The organism is Streptomyces sp. NBC_01428 (assembly GCF_036231965.1).
Lineage (GTDB): Bacteria > Actinomycetota > Actinomycetes > Streptomycetales > Streptomycetaceae > Streptomyces.
The window spans coordinates 2,215,060-2,238,713 of sequence record NZ_CP109499.1 but is presented as its reverse complement, the minus strand read 5'-3'; the positions used below and the strand labels follow the sequence as shown (position 1 = coordinate 2,238,713).

Genomic DNA, 23,654 nt, shown 5'->3' with positions numbered 1-23,654 from the left:
AGACAACACCCCGAAACGGGGCGGGAAGAACTCAGGCCTTGCCCTGATTTCCCGCGCTACCGGCCAACTTCGCAGCCAATATCTGCCCTATTTCGGACAGCGGGCGGGGCTGGGTCATAGCCCCGTGCACGCAGTCGATGGCGTGTACCTCGACGCGTCCGTTCGTATGAGGGGACCAGACCTCGGGAGCGAGTTCACTGCCCGCCTTTTCGGCGGCCGCGGCAAAGAACAGGATGTCGCCCATGAACTTGCCGACACTGATGCGCTCGCTCAAGTTGGCGATATCCACGAAGACTTCGACCAGTGACGAAAGCCCATCCGCGCCAAGGCCGGCAAGAGGACTGTCGGGTGACGTCGGGTCATGTCCGACGGACTCGGCTATGGCACTCAGTACCTCGGGGCTGTCGTACGACAGCCGCTCGCTCTCCCAGCCGTCGGTGGGCAGGTAACTGTCCATCATGGCGAGCAGCGCGACCTCCTCGCCCTCCTCCTGCAGGCGCACCGCGATCGCGTGCGCGACGATGCCGCCGAAGGACCAGCCGAGGAGGGAGTACGGACCGGAGGGCTGAACCGAACGGATCTCGTTCAGGTAGTCCTCGACCATCTCCTCCACACCGGGTGCCGCTGCGTCCGGATCGCTGAACTTACGGGCCTGCAGACCGTAAAGAGGCTGCTGACGATCCAGATGCCGCAAGAGGCCGGAGTACGCCCAACTGAGCCCGATCGCCGGGTGGACGCAGAACAACGGGTCGAGATCCCCCTCGGTGCGCAGGGGAAGCAGGACCCCGAACGAGTCCCCGGAAGAGCTCCCCGGCGTCCGGTCCAACCCCCCGACAAGCGCGGCGATCGTCGGGGTCTCGAAGAGGGCGGTCACCGGGAGTTCGACGTTCAGGGTGGTGCGGATGCGGCTGACCAGGCGAGGCGCCAGGAGGGAGTGTCCGCCGAGTGCGAAGAAGTTGTCGTCGATGCCGACCGCGGGCACGCCCAGGACCTCGGCGAACAGGCCGCACAGGATCTCCTCCCGCGGGGTGCGCGGACCGCGTCCCGTGCCGGCCGTCGTCGGCAGGTCGGGAGCGGGCAGGGCCCGCCGATCGACCTTGCCGTTGGTGGTCAGCGGGAGCCGGTCGAGCACCACGAACGCGGACGGGACCATGTATTCCGGCAGTTGATCTGCCATCTGCGCGCGCACGGCCTCGACGTCCACCTGCTCGCCGCGGCCCGGCTCGGCGACCACATAGCCGACGAGGCGTTTGTCGCCCGGCTGGTCCTCGCGGGCAATGACCGCGACCTGCGCCAGCCCCGGGGTCCGGCTCAACACGGCTTCGATTTCGCCGAGTTCGATGCGGTAGCCGCGGATCTTGACTTGGTCGTCGGCTCGGCCGGCGAATTCGAGGAGGCCTTGGGGGGACCAGCGGGCGAGGTCGCCGGTGCGGTACATGCGGGTTCCGGCGGGGCCGTAGGGGTCGGCGATGAACCGTTCTGCTGTGAGGTCCGGTCGTCGGAAGTAGCCTCGGGCGAGCCCGGTGCCTGCGAGGTGGAGTTCTCCGGTCACGCCTGCTGGGACGGTCTGGAGGTTGGTGTCGAGGATGTAGGCGCGCATGCCGTCGAGGGGCCGCCCGACGGGTATCGGTGCGGGCACCGTGTCGGTGGTGGTCCAGGGGGCTTGGGTGGCGAACAGGGTGGTTTCGGTGGGTCCGTAGGCGCAGCGGACGACGGTGTCGGGGCAGTGTTCGAGCACTCGGCGTACGGCGGTGGGGGAGATCAGGTCGCCGCCGGTGATGACCTCGCGCACTCCTGCGAAGCAGCCGGGGTTTTCTTCGGCCATGAGGCGGAAGAGTCCGGCGGTGATGTCGAGGCCGGTGATCTGTTCCTCGATGATGATCCGGGCGAGTTCGGCGACGTCGAGTTCGCCTTCGGGGGTGATGACGGTGCGTCCGCCGTGCAGGAGGGGGACCCAGAAGGCGTAGGTGGAGGGGTCGAAGGCGTACGAGGCCAGGAGCAGCACTCGTTCGTGTGCACCCGCGCCGAACATGCCGTCGACGGTGAGGTCGAGGATGTCGCGGTGGGTGACCGCCACTCCCTTGGGACGTCCGGTCGAGCCGGAGGTGTACATCACGTAGGCGAGCTGCTCGGGGCGGCTCTCGATGCCCGGGTCACTGACCGGCAGTCCGGCCAGCTCCTGGTCCTCGTCCACCACGACCAAGGCGCCAGTGTTGGGCAGGCCGCGATCCCGCATGGCGCGGTCGGTGATCAGTACCGGGGCGGAGGTCTCGTCGGCGATCCACTGCATCCGCTCCAGCGGATACCCACTGTGCAAGGGCAGGTAGAAGGCCCCCGCCTTGAGCACGGCGAGGAGCGCGACGACCAGATCCACGGAACGCTCCATCAGCACCGCGACCGGCGCCTCAGGACCTACCCCCAACCCGACCAGCCGGTGCGCGAGTTGATTCGCCTGCTGGTCCAGCTCTCGGTACGACAGTTCCCGTCCGGCACACCGCACGGCCACCGCGTCCGGCGTCCGCTGCGCCTGAGCCGCGAAGGCCGCCGGCACCGAAGCGGCCCCGAGTCCCTCACGAGCCTCCGCGCCGGCCGACAACTCCATCAGCCGCCCACGTTCCGTCTCCGACAGAAGGTCCGCTTCACCGATCCGGCGGTCGGGAGCGGTGCTGAGCTGTGTCAGCACCCGCACCAGCTGGGCCACCGTCCGTTCGGCGGTGCCCTGCTCGAAGACGTCGGTGTTGTACTCCAGCATCCCGTCGAGCCCGGCCGGACGGCTGTCGGCCTCGTAGTGCTCGTTGAGGATGAAGCCAAGATCGAACTTGGCCGTACGGGTGCTGAAGACGTCCTCGGCGTTCGTCACGAGGCCGGGCAGCGACAACTCGTGGCCGCCGGTGTTCTGGAGGACCACCATGACCTGGAAGAGCGGATGCCAGGACAGTGAGCGCGTCGGATTGACGGCTTCGACCACGCGCTCGAAGGGCACGTCCTGGTGCATGTAGGCGGTCAGTGCTGTCTTGCGGACCCGTTCCAGAAGTTCCCGGAACGTCGGGTTGCCCGAGGTGTCGGTCCTCAGCACGAGCGTGTTGAGGAAGAGACCGACCAGATCGTCGAGAGCCTCGTCGGTGCGGCCCGCGCTCGGGGTGCCGATCGGTATGTCCGACCCCGCGCCCAGGCGGCTCAGCAGGGTGGCGACGGCGGCCTGGAGCACCATGAACACCGTGGTGTTGGTGGCCCGGGCCAGGTCGACGAGCGTGCGGTGCAGCTCGGGGCCCATCTGGAGGGGAACCATGTCGCCGCGGTGGCCGGCCACCTTGGGCCGGGGGCGGTCGAAGGGCAGCTCAAGTCGGTCCGGGCTTCCTTCCAACGCCGTCTTCCAGTGGCCGAGTTGCTTGCGCACCAGGGAGTGAGGGTCCTCCTCCGCGCCGAGGAGGTCGCGCTGCCACAGGGTGTAGTCCGCGTATTGCACGGGGAGCGCGGGCCACGTCGGGGCCCGCCCCTGGAGTCGGGCGCCGAACGCGATCTCCAGATCGCGTCCGAGAGGCCCCATCGAAGCGCCGTCACTGGCGATGTGGTGCATGAGCAGCAGCAGCACTCGCTGCCTCGGGCCGACGGTGAACAGCGTCGCGCGAAGCGGCGGTTCGACGGACAGGTCGAAGACGTACTGCCCGGCCGACCGCAGCGTCGCAGTGATGTCCTTTTCGTCGCAGCAGACGTGATGCAGTGTCAGGTCTACGGCGTCCGCTGCCAGGACTGTCTGGGCCGGGATCCCGTCGATCTCCCGGAAGACCGTGCGCAGGCTCTCGTGCCGTACCACCACGTCGTTCAGTGCCTGTTCGAGGACATCCGCGTCCAGGTGTCCGGTGATCCGGAACGCCATCGGGACGTTGTAGGTGGCACTCGGGCCTTCCAGCTTGTTCAGGAACCACAGCCGGTTCTGCGCCGGCGACAGCGGAACCAGTTCCGGACGCTCCACCACGGTCAGCGCCGGCCGGGCCGTACCCGCCTCCGCCTCCGCGACCCGACCCGTCAGCTCCGCGACCGTGGGCGCCTCGAACAAGGTCCGCACCGCCAGCTCGACACCCAGGACCGACCTGATCCGGCTGACCACCCGGGTCGCGAGCAGAGAGTGGCCGCCCAGCTCGAAGAAGCTGTCGTCGATACCCACCGCCGGGACGTCCAGGATCTCGGCGAACAGCCCGCACAGAATCTCCTCCAGCGGAGTCCGCGCACCACGACCGCTCACCCCCGCCTCGTACACGGGCGCCGGCAGAGCCCGCCGGTCCAGCTTGCCGTTCGTCGTCAACGGCAGACTGTCCAGCATCACGAACGCCGAGGGGACCATGAACTCCGGCAGCGATCCGCCCGCGTGAGCACGCAGGGCATCCGCGCCCGCCCCACCGCTTCCGGCCTCGGCCACCACATATCCCACCAGGCGCTTGTCACCCGGCTGGTCCTCGCGCACCACGACCGCGACCTGTGACACGGCCGGGTGACGACCCAGCACCGCCTCGATCTCGCCCAGCTCGATGCGGAAGCCGCGGATCTTCACCTGGTCGTCCGCCCGGCCGACGAACTCGAGCTGGCCGTCACCACGCCACCGCACCAGGTCACCGGTGCGGTACATACGACTGCCGGCCGGTCCGAACGGGTCGGCGACGAACCGCTCCGCCGTCAGGCCCGGGCGACGCAGATACCCGCGGGCCACGCCCGTGCCGGCGATGTACAGCTCACCTGGCACACCTCGTGGAGCCAGCCGCAGCCGCTCGTCCAGGACGTACGCCCGGGCGCCCCTCACCGGGGCTCCGATCGGGGTCGAGGCGGACGGATCGGTACCGGACAGCGGCTCGCTGGCCGTCGCCGAGATCGTCGACTCGGTGGGGCCGTAGAGGTTCAGCATCCGCCGGCCGTCCGCCCAGCGCGCGGTCAGGGCGGGGGGACACGCCTCGCCGCCGACGCTCAGCACCCGCAGGGCGGGGAAGGGCCGGGCAGGCAGGGTGGCGAGCACACTGGGCGGCATGTCGGCGCAGGAGATCCGGCGCTGCTCCAGATAGTCGCCGAGAGCGTCCCCGACCAGGGGGCCGGGCGAGGGGACGACGAGGGTCGCGCCGAAGCAGAACGCCCGGATGAAGTCCTCGAACGCCATGTCGAAGCTGATCGAGGCCAACTGCAGGACCCGGTCGTCCGGCCGGACCTGGTACTTCTCCGCCACCGTGGCGGCCAGCGCACAGATACCGCGGTGGGTGACGGCCACGCCCTTGGGGCGGCCCGTCGAGCCCGACGTGTACACGGTGTACGCCAGTCCGTCGGTCCGGAGCCGGGCGGTCCGCTCGGCGTCCGTGGGATCGGCACCGTCGAGTCCGGCCAGGGTCGCGGGGTCGTCGAGGACCACGGTGGCGGGGCCACCCCGGGGGAGCCGTCCGGCCATCTCCCGGCTGGTGAGCACCCGGACCGGGGCCGCGTCCTCGAGCATGAACGCGATGCGGTCCGCCGGATACTCCGGATCGACGGGCAGGAAGGCGGCGCCGGCCTTCAGGATGCCCAGCAGTGCCGCCACCATCTCCACCGACCGGGGCACCGCCACGGCCACCAGTTGCTCGGGGCCGACCCCGTGCGCGATCAGCAGGCGGGCCACCTGGTTGGCCCGCGTGTTCAACTCGGCATAGGTGAGCACGGTGCCTTCGTGCTCCAGCGCCGGTGCGTCGGGGCGAAGCGCCGCCTGCTCCTGGAACAGGTCGCTGAAGAAGCGGTGTTCGGGTGCCGGCCCGCCTGCCCCCTCGGCGAGCAGTTCGCTCCGCTCGGCCGGGGAGAGCAGTTCGGCGGCGCTGATCGGAAGGTCGGGTCGCTCGGCGACGGCCGCCAACAGCAGCCGGAGACCCTCGATGAACCGCTCCGCCGTGCCAGCGTCGGACAGATCGGTCCGGTACTCCAGGAAGCCGTCGAGCCCCGCGGGTTCCCCGGCGCCGTCCACGACCTCGTAGAAATTGAAGGTCAGATCGAAGCTGGTCACGTCTTTGGTGAGGTCTTCGGCGACGGCCGACAGACCGGGCAGCTCGAAAACGGGGGCCGCGGTGCTGTGCATCACCAGCATGACCTGGAACAGGGGGTTGCGGGCCAGCGACCGCTCCGGGTTGAGGATCTCCACCAGGCGTTCGAACGGGACGTCCTGGTGGGAGTAGGCGGCCAGGTCGGTCGCGCGGGTCCGGGCGAGGAGTTCTCGGAAGGTCGGGTTTCCCGAGGTGTCGTTGCGCAGGACCAGGGTGTTGACGAAGAAGCCGACGAGGTCGTCGAGTGCTTCGTCGGTGCGGCCGGCGACGGGGGTTCCGAGGGGGATGTCGGAGCCCGCGCCGAGCCGGCTGAGCAGGGTGGCGAGGGCGGCCTGGAGGACCATGAACAGGGTGGTGTTCGTCTCCCGGGCGAGACCGAGCAGGGCACGGTGCAGGTCGGCGTCGATCCTGATCGGGGCGGTGTCGCCGCGGTAGTCGGCCACCTTCGGGCGAGGGCGGTCGAAGGGCAGCTCCAGCTGGTCGGGCACGCCGTCCAAGGCGGCCTTCCAGAAGGCGAGCTGCCGACTCACCGAGGAGTCGGGATCGTCCTCCGAGCCGAGGAGCTCGCGCTGCCACAACGTGAAGTCCGCGTACTGCACGGGCAAGGGCGACCAGGCCGGGGCCGTACCCGCGCACCGTGCGGCGTAAGCAAGGCTGATGTCACGGGCCAGCGGGGCCAGCGACGAGCCGTCGTTCGCGATGTGATGCTGGACCAGGAGCAGGACGTGATGCTCCGGACCGGTGGTGAACAGGCTGGCCCGCAACGGCAGATCGACGGTGACATCGAAGGCGGTGTTGCCCGCGGCTCGAAGTGCCTCGTCGAGGTTCGCCGCCTCGACTTCCACCACAGGAAGCTCGGGGCGGACCTGATCGGGCTCCAGAATGAGCTGCTGAGGCTCTCCGTCGACCTCCGGGAACACCGTCCGCAGCGTCTCGTGCCGGCCGATCACGTCGGCTATCGCCGCTTCCAGAGCCGCTCGATCGAGATCACCTGAAAGGCGTACGGCGAGCGGCAGGACGTAAGTGGCCCTCGTCCTTTCCAGGTTGTTGAGGAACCAGAGGCGGTTCTGCGCGGCGGACAGCGGGATCCTCGCGGGACGCTCCATCGCGGTCAGCGCAGGCCTGGCCGCGTCCGCCTCCGTGAGCCGGTCGGCCAGGGTGGCGACGGTGGGGGCCTCGAAGAGGGTCGGTACCGCAAGTTCGACGCCCAGGGTCGATCGGATGCGGCTGGCCAGGCGGGTGGCGAGGAGGGAGTGGCCGCCGAGTGCGAGGAAGTCGTCGTCGATGCCGACGGTGGGTACGCCCAGGACTTCGGCGAACAGGCCGCACAGGATCTCTTCGCGCGGGGTGCGCGGGCCGCGTCCGGTGCCGGTCTTCGCGGGTGCGTCGGGGGCGGGCAGGGCCCGCCGGTCCAGCTTGCCGTTGGTGGTCAGCGGGAGCTGGTCGAGGACCACGAATGCTGAGGGGACCATGTACTCGGGCAGCAGACCGGCCGCATGCGTGCGCAGGGCTTCGGCGTCCAAAGTGGCGTCGGCGGTCTCGGCGACGACGTAGGCCAGGAGGCGTTTGTCGCCCGACCGGTCCTCACGGGCCACGACCGCGACCTGCGCCAGCCCGGCGAAGCGGCTCAACACCGCCTCGATCTCCCCGAGTTCGATACGGTAGCCGCGTATCTTCACCTGGTCGTCGACGCGGCCGACGAACTCCAGCAGCCCGTCGCCCGACCAGCGGGCCAGGTCGCCGGTGCGGTACATACGGGTTCCGGCCGGGCCGTAGGGGTCGGCCACGAACCGCTCCGCCGTCAGGTCCGGACGCCCGAAGTAGCCACGAGCCAACCCCGCACCCGCGATGTACAACTCCCCGGTGCCCCCTGCCGGAACCGGCTGCAGAGCGCGGTCCAGGACGTGGGCGCGCATGCCGTCCAGCGGACGCCCGACGGGTATCGGAGCCGGCACCTCGTCAGCCACGACCCAGGGCGCCTGAGTGGCGAACAGCGTGGTCTCGGTCGGACCGTACGTCGACCGCACGACCGTGCCGGGGCAGTGTTCCAGCACCCGCTGGACGGCGGTCGGGGAGATCACATCACCGCCGGTGATCACTTCCCGCACGCCCGCGAAGCAGCCGGGGTCCTCCTCGGCCATCACCCGGAACAGACCCGCCGTCACTTGAAGCCCGGTGATCTCCTCCTCGGCGATCAGACGAGCGAGCGTCGCGACACTCAGATCACCCTCCGGCGTGATGACCGTCCGGCCGCCGTGCAGCAGCGGCACCCACAGTTCGTAGGTCGAAGGGTCGAAGGCGTACGGGGCCACCATCAGTACTCGTTCGTGTGCACCCGCGCCGAACATGCCGTCGACGACGAGGTCGAGGACGTCGCGGTGGGTGACCGCCACCCCCTTGGGACGCCCGGTCGAACCCGACGTGTACATCACGTAGGCGAGCTGCTCGGGCCGGCTCTCGATACCCAGGTCACCGACCGGCAGCCCGGCGAGGTGTTCGTCCTCGTCCACCACGACCAGGGCGCCAGTGTTGGGTACGCCGCGGTCGCGCATGGCGCGGTCGGTGAGCAGTACGGGCGCGGAGGTCTCGTCGACGATCCACTGCATCCGCTCCAGCGGATACCCACTGTGCAACGGCAGATAGAAGCCTCCCGCCTTGAGCACCGCGAGGAGCGCGACGACCAGATCCACGGAACGTTCCATCAGCACCGCGACCGGCGTCTCGGGTCCCACGTCCAACCCGGTGAGCCGGTGGGCGAGTTGATTCGCCTGCTCGTCCAACTCCCGGTACGACAGCTCCCGTCCGGCACACCGCACCGCCACCGCATCCAGGGACCGCAGCGCCTGAGTCGCGAAAGCCGCCGGCACGGAGTCGCCGACGAGTGCCACGTGCGACTCGAACGACGCACCCTCAAAAGAATCAACAGCATCTGCGGTGTGCATTGCCAATCACCCTCTTTCGGTGTTGAGACCGCGCGAAGTTCAGGGGGACCAGCGACGCGGATGATCTTTGGGGAATGGACGGCCCGGATGGCGCGTGATCGTCACGGAACGCAAGGCCTCGGACAACACGGGATCGTCGCGAAATGATGATTCCGGCATCTCCGCAGTCACATTAGGGGAGTGGCCACGGGCGGTCACTCCGCGATCCGGTGGGGAAGCCCGGATCTCGAGCGGTCCTGGATCGCACTTCCAGTGCGGACGGTGTCCTTGAATTCGAATCCAGGTCCGCTTGAGGATCACTCCGGTCCCGTGCGGCCGCATCAAGTCGAGGGATATCGTGCCGACACCGGCGCATCCGAGAGTTGCCCCGCAGAGATCAAAGTAATGCCGCCACGACGAATTGAAAACCGTGCACCCGTGAGGAGCAGAAGGAGCGAGGCCATGACCAACCCTTTCGAAAACCCCGAGGTCGAGTACCTCGTGCTGGTCAACGAAGAGAAGCAGTATTCGCTCTGGCCGAAGTTCGCCGAGGTGCCGGCCGGTTGGACCGCGGTGCATGCGGATGACCGCGCATCGTGCATCGACTACATCGACTCGAACTGGAAGGAAATGCGCCCGCACAGCCTCGTACGGCACATGAACTCGGTGGCGTGAACCCTCCCCGCTCTCGCCGACCTGGGTTCCCGCCCACAGTCAATCGGGATAGTGAAGCAAATGGCGAATTCTAACGTGTCCATTTTTGATGAACTCTCCATTGACCATGTCGAGTTCTACGTGCACGACATGGCGGTGGCCGCAGCGCAGTTCACAGACAGCTATGGGTTCGAGATCTACGGAGCTTCCGAAACGGCGGATTCCGACGAGGCCATCCGTTCGGTGGCGCTCGGCAAGCATCAGATCCGGCTGGTGCTGACGACGGCGCGGGGCGCCGACCACCCCGCGGCCGCATACGTCGAGCAGCACGGTGACGGGGTGGCCAATATCGCGCTCACCGCCTCCGATGCCGCCGGGGCCTTCACCGAGGCGGTGCGCCGGGGTGCGGCGGCGGTGGCGGAACCGGCCGAGCGGGACGGGCTGGTCACGGCCTCGATCAGGGGCTTCGGAGATGTGATCCACACCTTCGTGCAGCGCCCGGCGCTCACCGACGCACGGACCCTTCCGGGCTTCTCGGCGGTTCCGGAAGAGGGTGCCCGGTTCGACAGTGGCCTGGGCGCGATCGACCACTTCGCCGTCTGCCTCGAGGCAGGGCAGCTCGCGTCCACCGTGGAGTTCTACGAGAAGGTCCTGGACTTCAGGATGATCTTCGAAGAGCGCATCGTGGTGGGCAGTCAGGCGATGGATTCCAAGGTGGTCCAGAGTCGCTCCGGCTCTGTCACGCTCACGCTGATCGAACCCGACACCTCGCTGGATCCGGGGCAGATAGACAAGTTCCTGAAGAACCACGGCGGGGCCGGCGTCCAGCACATCGCTTTCACGGCGGACAACATCGTGGAGTCGGTGGGCCTGCTCAAGTCGGTGGGTGTGTCGTTCCTGAGCACTCCGGACGCCTACTACAGGCTGCTGTCCGTGGATCTGGCCAAGCACTCCGTCTCCCGACTGCGGGAACTGGACGTGCTGGTCGACGAGGACCACGACGGTCAGTTGTTCCAGATCTTCACCGCCTCGGTCCACCCGCTCGGCACCTTCTTCATGGAGGTCATCGAGCGTCTGGGGGCTCGCACCTTCGGGAGCGGGAACATCAAGGCCCTCTACGAAGCCGTCGAGCGGCAGCGGGTCGAAGAGGGGGCTGAGAAGTAATGGCCCTGCCGTCCGGGGGAGTGGTCGACACAGCGGGGACGCAGCCCGTGTGCGTGAAGGATCTGCGACAGTCGGCCGCCGCGCGGCTGGCGCCCGAGGTGTGGGACTTCATCGCCGGCGGCAGCGGCACGGAATCCACCCTGGACGCCAACCGTGCGGCCCTGGACAGCGTGTCACTCGTGCCCAGAGTGCTGGCAGGCGTCAAGACGACCGACACCGGCGCGCAGCTCCTGGACACGCCGGCAGCGCTGCCTCTCGCCGTCGCGCCGATGGCGTACCAGCGGCTGCTGCATCCGGAGGGCGATCTCGCTGCCGCGCGGGGCGCGTTGGCGGCGCGGGTGCCCTTCGTGGTCAGCACGATCAGCAGCCACGCGCTGGAGGAGATCGCCGAGGTCGGGGCGACCCTGTGGTTCCAGCTGTACTGGCTGCACGACCGTGGCCGAGTGGTCGAGCTGATCCGTCGCGCCGAACGCGTCGGCTGCCAGGCGCTGATGGTGACCGTGGACGTGCCGATCATGGGCCGTCGGCTGCGCGACCTGCGCAACGAGTTCGCGCTTCCGTCCTGGATCCGCAGTGCCAACCTCGAGCCCGACGGCCCCTCCGCGGCGCACTCCCGCCGGCCCGGCGCGTCGGCCGTGGCCGCACACACGAAACTCGCCTTCGACTCCACGTTCGGCTGGTCCGACCTGGAATGGCTCCGGGAGCAGACCCGACTCCCCCTGGTGATCAAGGGTGTCCTTGATCCCAGGGACGCGGAACAGGCTGTCCGACTCGGCGCCGACGCCGTGGTGGTCTCCAATCACGGCGGCCGGCAGTTGGACGGTGCGCTGCCCAGCATCACCGCGCTGCCCTGGGTGGTCGAAGCGGTGGGCGGGCAGTGCCAGGTCCTCATGGACAGCGGTGTCCGCAGCGGCACCGACATCCTGCGGGCACTGGCGCTGGGCGCCGACGGGGTCCTGATCGGGCGTCCGGTGCTGTGGGGGCTGAGCACAGCCGGCGCGCCGGGAGTCGCTCAGGTGCTCTCGCTCCTGCGGACGGAACTCGAGGAGGCCCTCCTCCTGGCCGGCTGTGCCGACCTGGCCGCCGCACGCACCCTGCGTTCGTTCGTCTCCGGTGCGCGGGCCTGACACGGACATCTTTCATTCCCCTGAACACACTCTTGAGGAGAAGGCGTCATGCAAGTCGAAGACCACGCGTTCGATGTCGTTGTCGTCGGTGGTGGGCCGGGTGGCTCCACCGTGTCCACCCTGGTGGCCATGCAGGGTCACCGTGTTCTTCTCCTGGAGAAGGAAGAATTCCCCCGGTACCAGATCGGGGAGTCCCTGCTGCCCTCGACGGTGCACGGAATCTGCCGGCTCCTCGGTGTCTCGGAGGAACTGGAGAAGGCCGCTTTCATGCCCAAGCGCGGCGGCACCTTCCGATGGGGAAGCAGCCCCGAGCCGTGGACCTTCTCCTTCTCCGTCTCCGCGACCTTCTCGGGCCCGACCTCCCTGGCCTACCAGGTCGAACGGATGAAGTTCGACCAGATCCTCCTGGACAACGCGCGCGCCAAGGGAGTCGAGGTCCGCGAGAAGAGCTCCGTGGTGGACGTCATCGAGGAGGACGGCCGCGTCCGCGGGGTCGTCTACAGCGACGCCGACGGAATCCGCCACGAGATACGCAGCCGCTTCGTCGTGGACGCCTCCGGCAACAAGAGCCGCATCCAGAGCCGCATCGGCGGCAAGCGGCACTACTCGGACTTCTTCCAGAACATCGCGCTCTTCGGCTACTTCGAGGGCGGAAAGCGGCTTCCCGCCCCCAATTCCGGCAACATACTCTGCGCCGCCTTCAACTCCGGTTGGTTCTGGTACATCCCGCTCACCGACGAGCTCACCAGCGTCGGCGCGGTCCTGCGGCGCGACGCTCTGGAGCGGGTCCAGGGCGACCGGGAGAAGGCCCTGATGGGCCTGATCGACGAATGTCCGCTCATCGCGGAGTATCTCTCCGAGGCACGTCGGGTGGAGAGCGGACCCTACGGCGAGGTCCGCGTCCGCAAGGACTACTCGTACTGCCAGGACACCTTCTGGCGCCCCGGCATGGTCCTCGTCGGCGACGCGGCATGCTTCATCGACCCGGTCTTCTCCTCCGGCGTGCACCTCGCCACCTACAGCGGACTTCTGGCCGCCCGCTCCATCAACTCGTCACTGAGCGGCGACTTCGAAGAGACCAAGTGCTTCGAGGAGTACGAACTCCGGTACCGCAACGAGTACTCGCTCTTCCACGACTTCCTGGTGGCGTTCTACGACATGCACCAGGACGAGGACTCGTACTTCTGGACCGCCAAGAAGGTCATGAACAGCTCGGCACCCGGACTCGAGTCCTTCGTCGAACTGGTCGGCGGCGGCGCCTCGCACGAAAGCGGACTGGTCAACGCCACCTCCTACACCGAACAGCGCGAATCCACCTTCCGGGAGTTCTCCGAGCTGGCCGACCGGCCCGCGGGCGAGAGCGGAACGGACCGCGACCTGTTCGACTCGACGCTCGTCCAGTCGGTCCTCGAAGAGGGCGCCAAGATCCAGGTCCATGCCGCGCTGGGAGACGTCGACGACGACGAAGGCCCGTTGCGGGACGGCGGCCTCGTGCCCTCCGCCGACGGAATGCGCTGGGCGGAATTCGGCTACTGACCCGACCCCGACCCCGACCCCGACCCCGCGCCCCGATGCGGGCGGGCCGGCCACGTCGGCCGGGTGAACCCTGCGGTGGCCGACGGCCGCCCACAGGCTGAAGGAGGTAACGATGATACGAACGATGGCTGTGGTCGGCACGGGCCTGATCGGCACCTCAATCGGCCTGGCCCTCAGTCGACATGGCACGACAGTGCATCTGCTCGACAAGGACGAGGTGGCCGCTCGCACCGCCGCCGCGCTCGGCGCGGGAGTGGTGGCCGCGTGGGACGACCCGGTCGACCTGGCTGTGATCGCCGTCCCCCCGGGCGCGGTCGGCGACGTACTCGCCGAGATGCAGGCACGCGGGCTGGCCCGCAGCTACACCGACGTGGCGAGTGTGAAGGCGCAGTTGGCACGAGACATCCGGAAGTCCGCCCACACACCGTCCAGTTACGTCGGTGGACACCCCCTGGCCGGCCGCGAGCGATGCGGCCCGCTCGCCGCTCGCGCGGACCTGTTCGAGAACCGTGCCTGGGTCCTGACCCCCTCGGAGTCGACGTCACAGGACGCGGTGAACCGAGCACTCGAAATGATCGCGTTGTGCGGCGCAGTCCCGGTCATCATGGAGAGCCGCGCGCACGACAACGCGGTCGCGTTGACGTCGCACGCCCCTCACCTCGTCGCCAGCCTCATGGCCGCGCGACTTCAGCACAGCCCCCGGGAGGCGGTCCGGCTCGCGGGGCAAGGACTGCGCGACGTGACCCGGACAGCTGTCCGAGACACCGGACTGTGGAGCGACATCCTCCAGGCCAACGCACCGGCCGTCGCCGCGGTCCTCCGCGAACTCAGCGACGACCTGACCACCCTCCTGGCCACGCTCGACGACATGTCCACCGCACCGCGGGACCTGGGAAGCCAGGAACTGGAGCCGATGGTGGACCTGCTGAACAGGGGCGCCGCCGGACTGGCGGCGGTCCAGGGCCGGCAGCCCGCCGACGGGGAGACACACGTGGAGGTTCCCGTCGCGGAAGGCCCCGGACAACTGGTGCGCCTGCTCGACGCTCTCAAGACCCTCCACGTGGAGGCGGAGGACGTGGTGCCGCGGTACTCCGCGGAGGAAGGAACCTTCTCCATCACCTTCGCCGTGCCGGCGCAGCGTGCCGGCCGGATCGTCGTGGAACTGGGCCGAGCCGGCTGGAACGCCGAACCGGTCGACCCGGTCCCCGGCACGCGCCAGCAGGAAATAGCGCAGGCCCCCCGTACGCATCTCGTCGGCCGAACCCGGTCCGACGCCCACAGCATCGAGACTGCGGATAGAGGTTAGGTGAATGCACCCACAAGAAGATTCCCTTGCTGATCCTCTTCGCGTGGCCATCATAGGCACGGGAAATATCGGCTGTGACCTGCTGCTCAAGGTCATGGCATCGCCCCGACTCCGGTGCGACTCGTTCGCCGGCCGACGTATCAGCTCTCCGGGTATAGAACTCGCGAATTCTCGCGGGATCCCGACGACCGCCGGCGGGATCGATGCCGTCGCCGAAATCGCCGACCGCATCGACCTCGTCTTCGACGCGACCTCGGCCCAGGACGCGGTGCACAACTGGAACATCCTCGAAGGACTGGGCATTCCGGTCGTCGACCTCACCCCGTCACACCTCGGCAAGTTCTGCGTACCGGCCCTGAACCTCGAGGAGTGCCTCACCGAGCAGAACGTGAGCATGGTGACCTGCGGAGGACAAGCCGCCGTTCCCATCGCGCGCTGCTTCAGCGATGCCTCCGACGGCGGCCTGGGATACCTGGAGATCGCCACGGCCAGCTCATCCGCGAGCGTCGGCCCCGCGACGAGGGCCAACATTGATGAATACGCCTTCACCACTCAGCATGCCACTCATGAATTCTGCCGGGTGGACACCGCCAAGACCATTCTCGTCATCAACCCGGCCGAGCCGGGAATGGTCATGCGGAACACCATCGCGGTCCCCGCTTCCGAGAACGTCGACATGGAAGCCCTGCGCGTCTCCGTCGACACCATGGAGAAGCGCATCAATTCCTACGTCCCGGGCTATCGCGTCGTCGTCCCGCCCGTCGCCACCGGCGATCGCATCATGGTGACCATCGAAGTGGAAGGACTCGGCGACTGGTTGCCGCGCTACGCCGGGAACCTGGACGTCATCACCTGCGCGGCCGTGGCCGTTGCCGAGGGGCGAGCGGAGGCACGCCGATGAACACCCCTGCCGAGCGGCAGCTCAAGATCTGCGACACGACCCTGCGGGACGGGAATCACGCCGTGGCGCACCAACTGGGCCACGCGGACATCGTCGCCTACGCCGAGGCCGCCGAACGCGCGGGCGCGGACCTCCTCGAGGTCGGGCACGGCAACGGCCTCGGCGCCTCGTCCATCCAGGTCGGACGCGCCGCACTGACCGACAAGGAGATGCTCACCGCCGCCCGCGCCCAACTGAAGCAGACCCGGCTCGGCGTCCTGTCCATCCCCGGCTTCGCGACGGTCGAACGCGACCTCAAGCCCGCACTGGACTGCGGCGTCGACGAGGTCAGGGTCGGCGCGCACTGCACGGAAGCGGACGTGACCCGCCAACAGATCACCATGCTCCGCGACATGGACGTCACGGTCAAAGGCATGCTGCTGATGAGCCACATGGCGTCGACCAAGACGCTCATCGAGCAGGCACGGCTCATACAGGAATACGGAGCACACGCGGTCATCCTGATGGACTCGGCAGGCGCGTACACACCGGCCGCAGTCGAGGAAAAGGTCGGCGCGCTCGTCGAGGAACTCGACATCGAGATCGGCTTCCACGGCCACAACAACCTCGGCCTCTCGGTCATGAACAGCATGGCCGCCGTCAAGGCCGGCGCGACCATCGTGGACGTGACGGCCCGCGGATTCGGCGCCGGAGCCGGCAACGCCCCGCTGGAACTCGTTGCGGCGAACCTGCACCTGGAACAGATCGAGACCAGGCTCCAGCTGTACGCGGCACTCGACGCGGCCGATCTCGCGGAATCCACATTCGTCAAACGCATTCCGACGAACGACAGCGTCACCATTGCGAGCGGTATCGCCGGCGTCTTCTCCGGATTCGCCGCACCCACACGCCGCGCCGCCGAGCGCTTCAACGTGGACCCACGGGAAATCCTGATGGAGCTGGGCCGCAGGGGAGTCGTCGCCGGCCAGGAGGACGCCATCATCGAAGTGGCCATGGGCCTCGCCCAGAAGAATTCCCTCTACGACGTCATGTGACGACCGCTCAGAAAACCGAGGAGCAAAGGTGAAACTGGATTCCGCACGCGAAGTGGGAGCGGATTACGCGGCGGTCGCCGCACTGCTCCAGATCGGCGCCGAGATCGGCGCCGACCAAGTACTGGACTCGGGCCGCACGTTCGACACGGCCGACCTGGCCGAAGTGACAGGCCTTCCCCAGGACAGCCTCAGGGAGTACGTGCACGCACTGTCGTCCGCCGGGCTGGTCACCGCCGAGGACGGAAACGACCTGTACCGCGCGTCCGACGACTACGCGGACTGGAGGCACGAGGTCGGCTACCTGTCCTGGGCGCTGACCGCCAACAGCCCGTTCCTGCAGAACGCCCGAGCCTTCCTCTCCGACAGCGGCTCCGCCGCCGACGACCACCAGCGTGACGGACGCCGGGTGGCGGTCAGTTCACGCTGGATCGGAGACCGCGCCTTCTACCCCGCCGTGGTCGAACGGGTCGTGGCCGCCGACGCCCGGCACGTCGTCGACCTCGGCGCGGGCGCCGCCGGACTGCTCATCGGCCTCCTCACCCAGGACGACCGCCGCACCGGAGTCGCCGTCGACCTGAGCCCGGCCGCCTGCGCCGCCGCGCGAGAAGCCGCGGGACGAGCCGGCGTGGACGACCGACTGCAGGTCATCGAGCGCTCGGTCGAGTCCCTGATCACCGACCCCAGCCCGCTCGAAGGAGCCGATGTCATCCAGGCCTGCTTCGTGATGCACGACGTCCTGCAGGACGAATCCGTCTTCGACGACGTGCTGCGCACCTGCCGCAAGGCACTCGCACCCGGCGGCGTCCTGGCCGTCGTCGACGCGGTCTCGTACGGACAGGAAACCCGCGAGCGCAAGTTCAGCGCCCTCTTCACCTACCTGCACGCGAACTTCATGGGCATCAAGCTGCCCACCGCGGACCAGTGGGTGGAGAAGTTCCGCAGCGCCGGCTTCTCGGACGTCGAGTGCGTGTCACACATCATGCCGGGCGGCCGGCTGTTCGTGGCGACCAAGTAACTTCCCCAGGCCCGAATGGAGGCGTGCCGAGACGGCGACAGCTGCGCGGATCCCCTGCGCGGCCGTCGATTCGGCCACGAGTCATGCTGCAGGATCCACACGCCGTTCACGAGCACATAGCCTTCGAACTCTGGAACGCCAAGAACGACCGCGGGGCGATACCACCCATCTCCGCCCGGTATCCCGAGTTCACCGCGCTGGACGCCTACGCCGTCCAGCGCGCCTTCCGCACCCTTGAACACAAGAACGGTGCGGTGCACGCCGGATACAAGATCGGCGCCACCAGCATCGCCATCCAGAAGATGTTCGGCGTCGACCAACCGGACTTCGGGTTCCTGACCGAAGGCATGCTTCTCGCCGACGGCGCCCGCCTCGATCCGGGGCGGTTCATCTCACCCAAGGTCGAGGGGGAGATCGCGTTCCGGATCGGCGCCGACCTCTCCGATCCCCGTACGACGGCCGCGGACGTACTGAACGTCACCACCGAGGTCTTCCCGGCCCTGGAGGTGCTCGACAGCCGCATCGAGAACTGGGACATCGCCTGGGTGGACACCGTCGCGGACAACGCCTCGTCGGCCATGGCCGTCCTGGGCGCGGCCGTTCCCTTCGACGGGCGCGACCTCGCCGCCGAGACCATGGTGTTCACGGCGGGGGATTCCGTTCTGACGGCCGACGGTTCGGCCGTGATGGGGCACCCGGCGGAGTCCGTGGCCTGCCTCGTCCGCATCTTGGCCTCCTTCGGCGAGGGGATCGCCGCCGGCGACCTGGTCCTCGCCGGATCGCTGGCCGCAGCGATCGACCTCGAAGCCGGCGCCACCGTCAGCGCGTCCTTCGAGTCCTTGGGATCCGTGTCCCTTTCCACCATCGGCAAGTGAGCTCTCGGACAGCTCTCCATGCGACACACGCTCGACCCCACAACCGAAAGAGGGTGATTGGCAATGCGTGCTGCAGATACTGTTGATTTTGTCGAGGATCGGTCATCTGAGTCGAATATGGCGATGATCGATGCATCGGTGCCGGCGGCTTTCGCGACTCAGGCGCTGCGGTCCCCGGATGCGGTGGCGGTGCGGTGTGCCGGACGGGAGCTGTCGTACCGGGAGTTGGACGAGCAGGCGAATCAACTCGCCCACCGGCTCACCGGGTTGGACGTGGGACCCGAGACGCCGGTCGCGGTGCTGATGCAACGTTCCGTGGATCTGGTCGTCGCGCTCCTCGCGGTGCTCAAGGCCGGGGCCTTCTATCTGCCGTTGCACAGTGGGTATCCGCTGGAACGGATGCAGTGGATCGTCGACGAGACCTCCGCGCCCGTACTGCTCACCGACCGCGCCATGCGCGACCGCGGCGTACCCAACACTGGCGCCCTGGTCGTGGTGGACGAGGACGAACACCTCGCCGGGCTGCCGGTCGGTGACCTGGGCATCGAGAGTCGGCCCGAGCAGCTCGCCTACGTGATGTACACCTCCGGTTCGACCGGGCGTCCCAAGGGGGTGGCGGTCACCCACCGCGACGTCCTCGACCTCACCGTCGACGGCATGTTCGGCGCGGGTGCACACGAACGAGTGCTGATGGTTGCCCCGTACGCCTTCGACCCTTCGACCTACGAACTGTGGGTGCCGCTGCTGCACGGCGGCCGGACGGTGGTGACGCCCGGCGACGATCTCAGCGTGGCGACGCTCGCTCGCCTGATCGCCGAGGAGTCGATCACCGGGCTTCAGGTGACGGCGGGCCTGTTCCGGGTGATGGCGGAAGAGGACCCCGGCTGCTTCGCGGGAGTGCGGGAAGTGATCACCGGCGGTGATGTGATCTCCCCGACCGCGGTGGAGCGGGTACTGGAACACTGCCCGGACACCGTCGTGCGCTGCGCCTACGGGCCCACCGAGACGACGCTGTTCGCGACTCAGGCGCCGTGGGACGTGGCTGACGAGGTGCCGGCTCCGATACCCGTCGGGCGTCCGCTGGACGGCATGCGCGCCTATGTCCTCGACGAGACCCTGGCGCCGGCCCCGGTGGCCGTGACCGGTGAACTGTACCTGGCGGGTGCGGGGTTGGCCCGGGGCTACTTCGGGCGGCCGGACCTGACGGCTGAGCGGTTCGTGGCCGACCCCTACGGCCCGGCCGGGACCCGTATGTACCGCACCGGTGATCTGGCCCGCTGGTCGGGCGACGGGCTGCTGGAGTTCGTCGGCCGCGTCGACGACCAGGTGAAGATACGCGGGTTCCGTATCGAACTCGGTGAGATCGAGGCGGTGTTGAGCCGCTTCGCCGGGCTGGCGCAGGTCGCGGTCGTGGCCCGTGAGGACCGGTCGGGCGACAAACGCCTCGTGGCCTACGTCGTCGCGGAGACCACCGGCACCGCCATCGATGCCGAAGCCCTGCGCACCCACGCGGCCGGGCTGCTGCCCGAGTACATGGTCCCCTCAGCGTTCGTGGTCCTCGACCAGCTCCCCCTGACCACCAACGGCAAGCTGGACCGGCGGGCCCTGCCCGAACCCGACGCACCCGCGAAGACCGGCACCGGACGCGGCCCGCGCACACCGCGCGAGGAGATCCTGTGCGGACTGTTCGCCGAAGTCCTGGGCGTACCCACCGTCGGCATCGACGACAGCTTCTTCGAGTTGGGCGGCCACTCCCTCCTCGCCACCCGCCTGGCCAGCCGCATCCGGTCCATCCTGGGCGTGAAGCTCTCGATCCACAAGCTGCTCAAAACACCCACCGTGGCCGCCCTGTCGAACCTGGGCCAGGCCGACGACGAGGAGCAGGACAGCGCACTGGAGCCCGTGCTGAACCTGCGATCGGTCGGCAGCCGCCCGCCGCTGTTCTGCGTGCACCCGGGCGGCGGCATGGCCTGGTGCTACGCCGGACTGCTGCGCTACGTCCCGAGGGAACACCCGGTGTACGGGCTCCAGGCCCGCGGTCTGGCCACGGACGAGCCGTACCCCGCCGATCTCGACGAGATGGTCGAGGACTACCTCGGCCGGATCCGGGCGATCCAGCCCTCCGGCCCGTACGCCCTCCTCGGCTGGTCCTTCGGCGGCAAGGTCGCCCACAACCTGGCGGCCCGCCTCCAGCAGGAAGGCGAGCAGGTGTCCCTGCTGGCCGTGCTCGACGCCGGCACCGGCGGACACGCCAGCTCGGACAGTACGCGCAGCCAACGAGACCTCCTGGAGCTCGCGTTCGACGGAATCGGAGCCTTCCACGCCGAACCGGGCGACGACCCGATCGAGATGCCACGCATCCTGGAGATCCTCCAGGCCCATGGCGGAACACTGGCCAGCCTCGAGGAACGAACCGTCGCCGCGCTCATCGACATCACGGAGAACAACCTCAGGATCAGCCGCGCGACCGCCCCCGAACAGTTCGACGGCGACATGCTCTTCTTCGAGGCGGCCGGGCCGGACGGTGCGTCCACCGGACTCGCGGAGGTCTGGGACCCGTACGTGAGCGGCCACATCGAACAGCACGTGACCCCCTTCCAGCACATGCAGCTGATGAGTTCGGATGCGCTCGCGGACCTTGCTCCGGTTCTGGCTCGCGCGCTGAAGAAGCAGTCCTGATCAATGAAGCAGGCAAGGAGCCTTTGATGTCCGACAACCCGACGCCCAACAGGTCGAGGCTGCACCGAGGGCGGGTGCTGCGCGTCGAGTGGGTGACCCCGCACATGGCCAGGGTCGTGCTGGGCGGTGAGGGCCTGAAGGAGTTCACCGCCGGTCAGTACACCGATCACTACGTCAAGTTGATCTTCCCGCTGGAGGAGGTGCGGTACCCCGAGCCCTTCGACATTTCGGCCATTCGCCGGGACTTCCCCCAGGACCAGTGGCCCAAGACCCGTACGTACACGGTCCGTCGGTGGGACCCGGACGCCGTCGAGCTGTCCGTGGACTTCGTCTACCACGGCGAGAGCGGCCTGGCCGGCCCCTGGGCCGCGAAGGTCAAGCCGGGGGAGGAGATCTACTTCATCGGTCCCGGCGGCGGCTACGCGCCCCGTGCGGAGGCCGACTGGCATCTGTTCGTCGGAGACGAGAGCGTCCTGCCCGCGATCGGCGCTTCCCTGGAGGCGCTGCCGTCGGGAGCGGTCGCCAAGGCGTTCATCGAGGTCTCCGGCCCGGAGGAGGAGCAGGAGATCCGGACGTCGGCCGATGCCGACATCGTCTGGCTGCACCGCGGGGAGCGCCAGATCGGCGACGCGCTCCAAGAGGCCGTCTCCGCTCTGGACTTCCCGGCCGGCACGGTGGACGCCTTCGTCCACGGCGAGGCGCACTTCGTGAAGGCCGTCCGCCGCCACCTGCGGGTGGAACGCGGCCTGACGCGCGATCAGCTGTCCATTTCCGGCTACTGGCGACGCGGGGCCGACGAAGAGGGCTGGCAGTCCTCGAAGTCCGAGTGGAACCGTGACGTGGAGGACGCGCCCACCGCGTAGCTCTCACGCGCCGGCGGTGTCGACGGCCCGACCTCCCCTTCCCTCCGTCCGGGGTGTCGTCTCCGTCTCACCGTTGCTGTCCTCACCATCCGTTCTCGGGAGATTCGTTGAACGTCATCAGTAAAGACAAGAAGGACAAGCAGGCCCAGCCGGGCCTGGGAAGCAGTTTCAACAAGGTGTGGGTCGCCGCGATCGCCTCGTCCTGGGGCGACGGCGTCCAGATGGCCGCACTGCCCCTGCTCGCCATCCAACTCACCACCGACCCCCTCCTCATCGGCGCCGTCGGCGCGATCGGCACCCTGCCCTGGTTCCTCCTCGGACTCCCCGCCGGCGCCCTCGTCGACCGCTGGGACCGCAGAAAGGTCATGCTCCGCGCCGACCTCGTCCGCTTCACCATCCTCGCCCTGCTCACCCTCGCCGTCCTGACCGACCACGCCAACATCACCCTCCTCATCGCCGCCGGATTCGCCCTGGGCTGCGGAGACATCTTCTTCGACATCTCCGCCCAGGCCGTCCTGCCCGTCGTCGTCACCGGCGACCAGGCACTCATCCGCGCCAACAGCCGCATCTCCGCAGCACAGATCAACGGCGAACAACTCGCCGGACCCCCCATCGGCGGCGTCCTCTTCTCCCTCTCCCACTCCCTGCCCTTCCTCGGCAACGCCCTCTCCTTCCTCATCAGCGCCCTGTGCGTCAACTCCCTCAAAGGCAACTTCGCCAACCCCCCCACCACCCAACCCACCACCACCAGCCTGCGCACCGAAGTAGCCGAAGGACTGCGCTGGCTCCTCAAACACCGCGTCCTGCGCACCCTCGCCGGCACCGCAGCCATCGGCAACCTCGTCTTCACCGCCAAAATGTCCCTCCTGGTCCTCCTCGCCAAAAACCAGCTCGGACTCGGCGACATCGGCTACGGACTCCTCCTCAGCTCCACCGCCGTCGGCGCCTTCATCGGCAGCTTCCTCTCCGCCCCCATCTCCAAAAAAATCCAGGTCGGCACCATGCGCTGCGTCGGCATGTCCATCGAAGGACTCGCCGTCCTGGGCCTCGGCCTCACCACCAGCCCCTGGATCGCCGGCGCCATGATGGCCACCATCGGCTTCTCCATGAGCGTCCAGATCGTCATCGTCGGCGCCCTCCGCCAACGCCTGGCCCCCACCGAAATCCGCGGACGCGTCCTCTCCGCAAGCCGCCTCATCTCCCTCATGGGCGCCCCCTTCGGCGGCATCCTCGCCGGCTACCTCGCCAGCACCACCAGCCTGCGCACCCCCTTCATCACCGGCGGCCTCCTCATGATCATCGTCGCCCTCGCCAGCCTCCCCGCACTCAGCAACCACGCCATCCAACAAGCCACCAACGAAACCACCCCCACCGAACCCACAGAGGAAACCACCGACACCACGCCGAAGCACGCCACAACGAAGTAACCAGACACCACCGATCCTCCGAGAGCGCGTAACACGGTCGCGGTGGGGTGCTCCTGAGGTGTCCGGTGACGCTCGAACGGCGGCGTCGTGCCGGTCGCGTTCGACCAG

13 protein-coding genes are annotated in these 23,654 nt (G+C 68.4%); 12 read left to right on the top strand and 1 reads right to left on the bottom strand.

The genetic code is table 11. From position 1 onward, the window contains the following. Positions 1-31: 31 nt before the first annotated feature. A complete protein-coding gene (locus tag OG406_RS09745; protein WP_329185302.1) occupies positions 32-8,986 on the bottom strand; it encodes a non-ribosomal peptide synthetase in 8,955 nt (2,984 codons plus the stop codon). Positions 8,987-9,427: 441 nt separating this feature from the next. Between OG406_RS09745 and OG406_RS09740 the strand changes: the two genes are divergently transcribed. From OG406_RS09740 to OG406_RS09685, 12 genes are all read left to right on the top strand, one after another. After that, the gene (locus OG406_RS09740) at positions 9,428-9,640 is read left to right on the top strand and encodes an MbtH family protein (RefSeq protein ID WP_164370357.1); all 213 of its coding nucleotides are present in this window, start codon (positions 9,428-9,430) and stop codon (positions 9,638-9,640) included. Positions 9,641-9,700: 60 nt separating this feature from the next. Further along, a complete protein-coding gene (hppD, locus tag OG406_RS09735) occupies positions 9,701-10,783 on the top strand; it encodes a 4-hydroxyphenylpyruvate dioxygenase (RefSeq protein ID WP_329190719.1) in 1,083 nt (360 codons plus the stop codon). Between the two features lie 53 nt (positions 10,784-10,836). Then, on the top strand, positions 10,837-11,910 hold the full coding sequence (locus OG406_RS09730; protein ID WP_443067062.1) for an alpha-hydroxy acid oxidase: 1,074 nt from the start codon (positions 10,837-10,839) through the stop codon (positions 11,908-11,910). Positions 11,911-11,958: 48 nt separating this feature from the next. Further along, the gene (locus OG406_RS09725; RefSeq protein ID WP_164370359.1) at positions 11,959-13,446 is read left to right on the top strand and encodes a tryptophan 7-halogenase; all 1,488 of its coding nucleotides are present in this window, start codon (positions 11,959-11,961) and stop codon (positions 13,444-13,446) included. Between the two features lie 112 nt (positions 13,447-13,558). Then, positions 13,559-14,752, top strand: a complete 1,194-nt coding sequence (locus OG406_RS09720) for a prephenate dehydrogenase (protein WP_164370360.1) — start codon at positions 13,559-13,561, stop codon at positions 14,750-14,752. Between the two features lie 43 nt (positions 14,753-14,795). Continuing rightward, a complete protein-coding gene (locus OG406_RS09715; RefSeq protein WP_266851621.1) occupies positions 14,796-15,653 on the top strand; it encodes an acetaldehyde dehydrogenase (acetylating) in 858 nt (285 codons plus the stop codon). Further along, entirely contained in the window at positions 15,650-16,687 is a 1,038-nt protein-coding gene (gene dmpG / locus OG406_RS09710) for a 4-hydroxy-2-oxovalerate aldolase (protein WP_164370362.1), read from the top strand. Before OG406_RS09715 ends, dmpG begins: the two co-directional genes overlap by 4 nt. A gap of 28 nt (positions 16,688-16,715) precedes the next feature. Then, complete coding sequence (locus tag OG406_RS09705; RefSeq protein ID WP_329185298.1) at positions 16,716-17,702, top strand: class I SAM-dependent methyltransferase; 987 nt, start codon at positions 16,716-16,718, stop codon at positions 17,700-17,702. Between the two features lie 83 nt (positions 17,703-17,785). Beyond that, positions 17,786-18,577, top strand: coding sequence for a 2-keto-4-pentenoate hydratase (locus OG406_RS09700; RefSeq protein ID WP_329185297.1), 792 nt, complete (start codon positions 17,786-17,788; stop codon positions 18,575-18,577). A gap of 123 nt (positions 18,578-18,700) precedes the next feature. Beyond that, entirely contained in the window at positions 18,701-21,256 is a 2,556-nt protein-coding gene (locus OG406_RS09695) for an amino acid adenylation domain-containing protein (RefSeq protein WP_329185296.1), read from the top strand. A gap of 26 nt (positions 21,257-21,282) precedes the next feature. Continuing rightward, positions 21,283-22,119, top strand: a complete 837-nt coding sequence (locus tag OG406_RS09690; RefSeq protein ID WP_267048891.1) for a siderophore-interacting protein — start codon at positions 21,283-21,285, stop codon at positions 22,117-22,119. A 107-nt stretch (positions 22,120-22,226) separates the two neighbouring features. Beyond that, complete coding sequence (locus tag OG406_RS09685; RefSeq protein WP_266851630.1) at positions 22,227-23,546, top strand: MFS transporter; 1,320 nt, start codon at positions 22,227-22,229, stop codon at positions 23,544-23,546. Positions 23,547-23,654: the final 108 nt, after the last annotated feature.

What these genes read in the sequence shown, in the direction of transcription:
- OG406_RS09745 (WP_329185302.1), bottom strand. Translation starts at nt 8,986, where the DNA reads ATGCACACCGCAGATGCTGTTGATTCTTTTGAGGGTGCGTCGTTCGAG.
- OG406_RS09740 (WP_164370357.1), top strand. Translation starts at nt 9,428, where the DNA reads ATGACCAACCCTTTCGAAAACCCCGAGGTCGAGTACCTCGTGCTGGTC.
- hppD (WP_329190719.1), top strand. Translation starts at nt 9,701, where the DNA reads ATGGCGAATTCTAACGTGTCCATTTTTGATGAACTCTCCATTGACCAT.
- OG406_RS09725 (WP_164370359.1), top strand. Translation starts at nt 11,959, where the DNA reads ATGCAAGTCGAAGACCACGCGTTCGATGTCGTTGTCGTCGGTGGTGGG.
- OG406_RS09720 (WP_164370360.1), top strand. Translation starts at nt 13,559, where the DNA reads ATGATACGAACGATGGCTGTGGTCGGCACGGGCCTGATCGGCACCTCA.
- dmpG (WP_164370362.1), top strand. Translation starts at nt 15,650, where the DNA reads ATGAACACCCCTGCCGAGCGGCAGCTCAAGATCTGCGACACGACCCTG.
- OG406_RS09700 (WP_329185297.1), top strand. Translation starts at nt 17,786, where the DNA reads ATGCTGCAGGATCCACACGCCGTTCACGAGCACATAGCCTTCGAACTC.
- OG406_RS09695 (WP_329185296.1), top strand. Translation starts at nt 18,701, where the DNA reads ATGATCGATGCATCGGTGCCGGCGGCTTTCGCGACTCAGGCGCTGCGG.
- OG406_RS09690 (WP_267048891.1), top strand. Translation starts at nt 21,283, where the DNA reads ATGTCCGACAACCCGACGCCCAACAGGTCGAGGCTGCACCGAGGGCGG.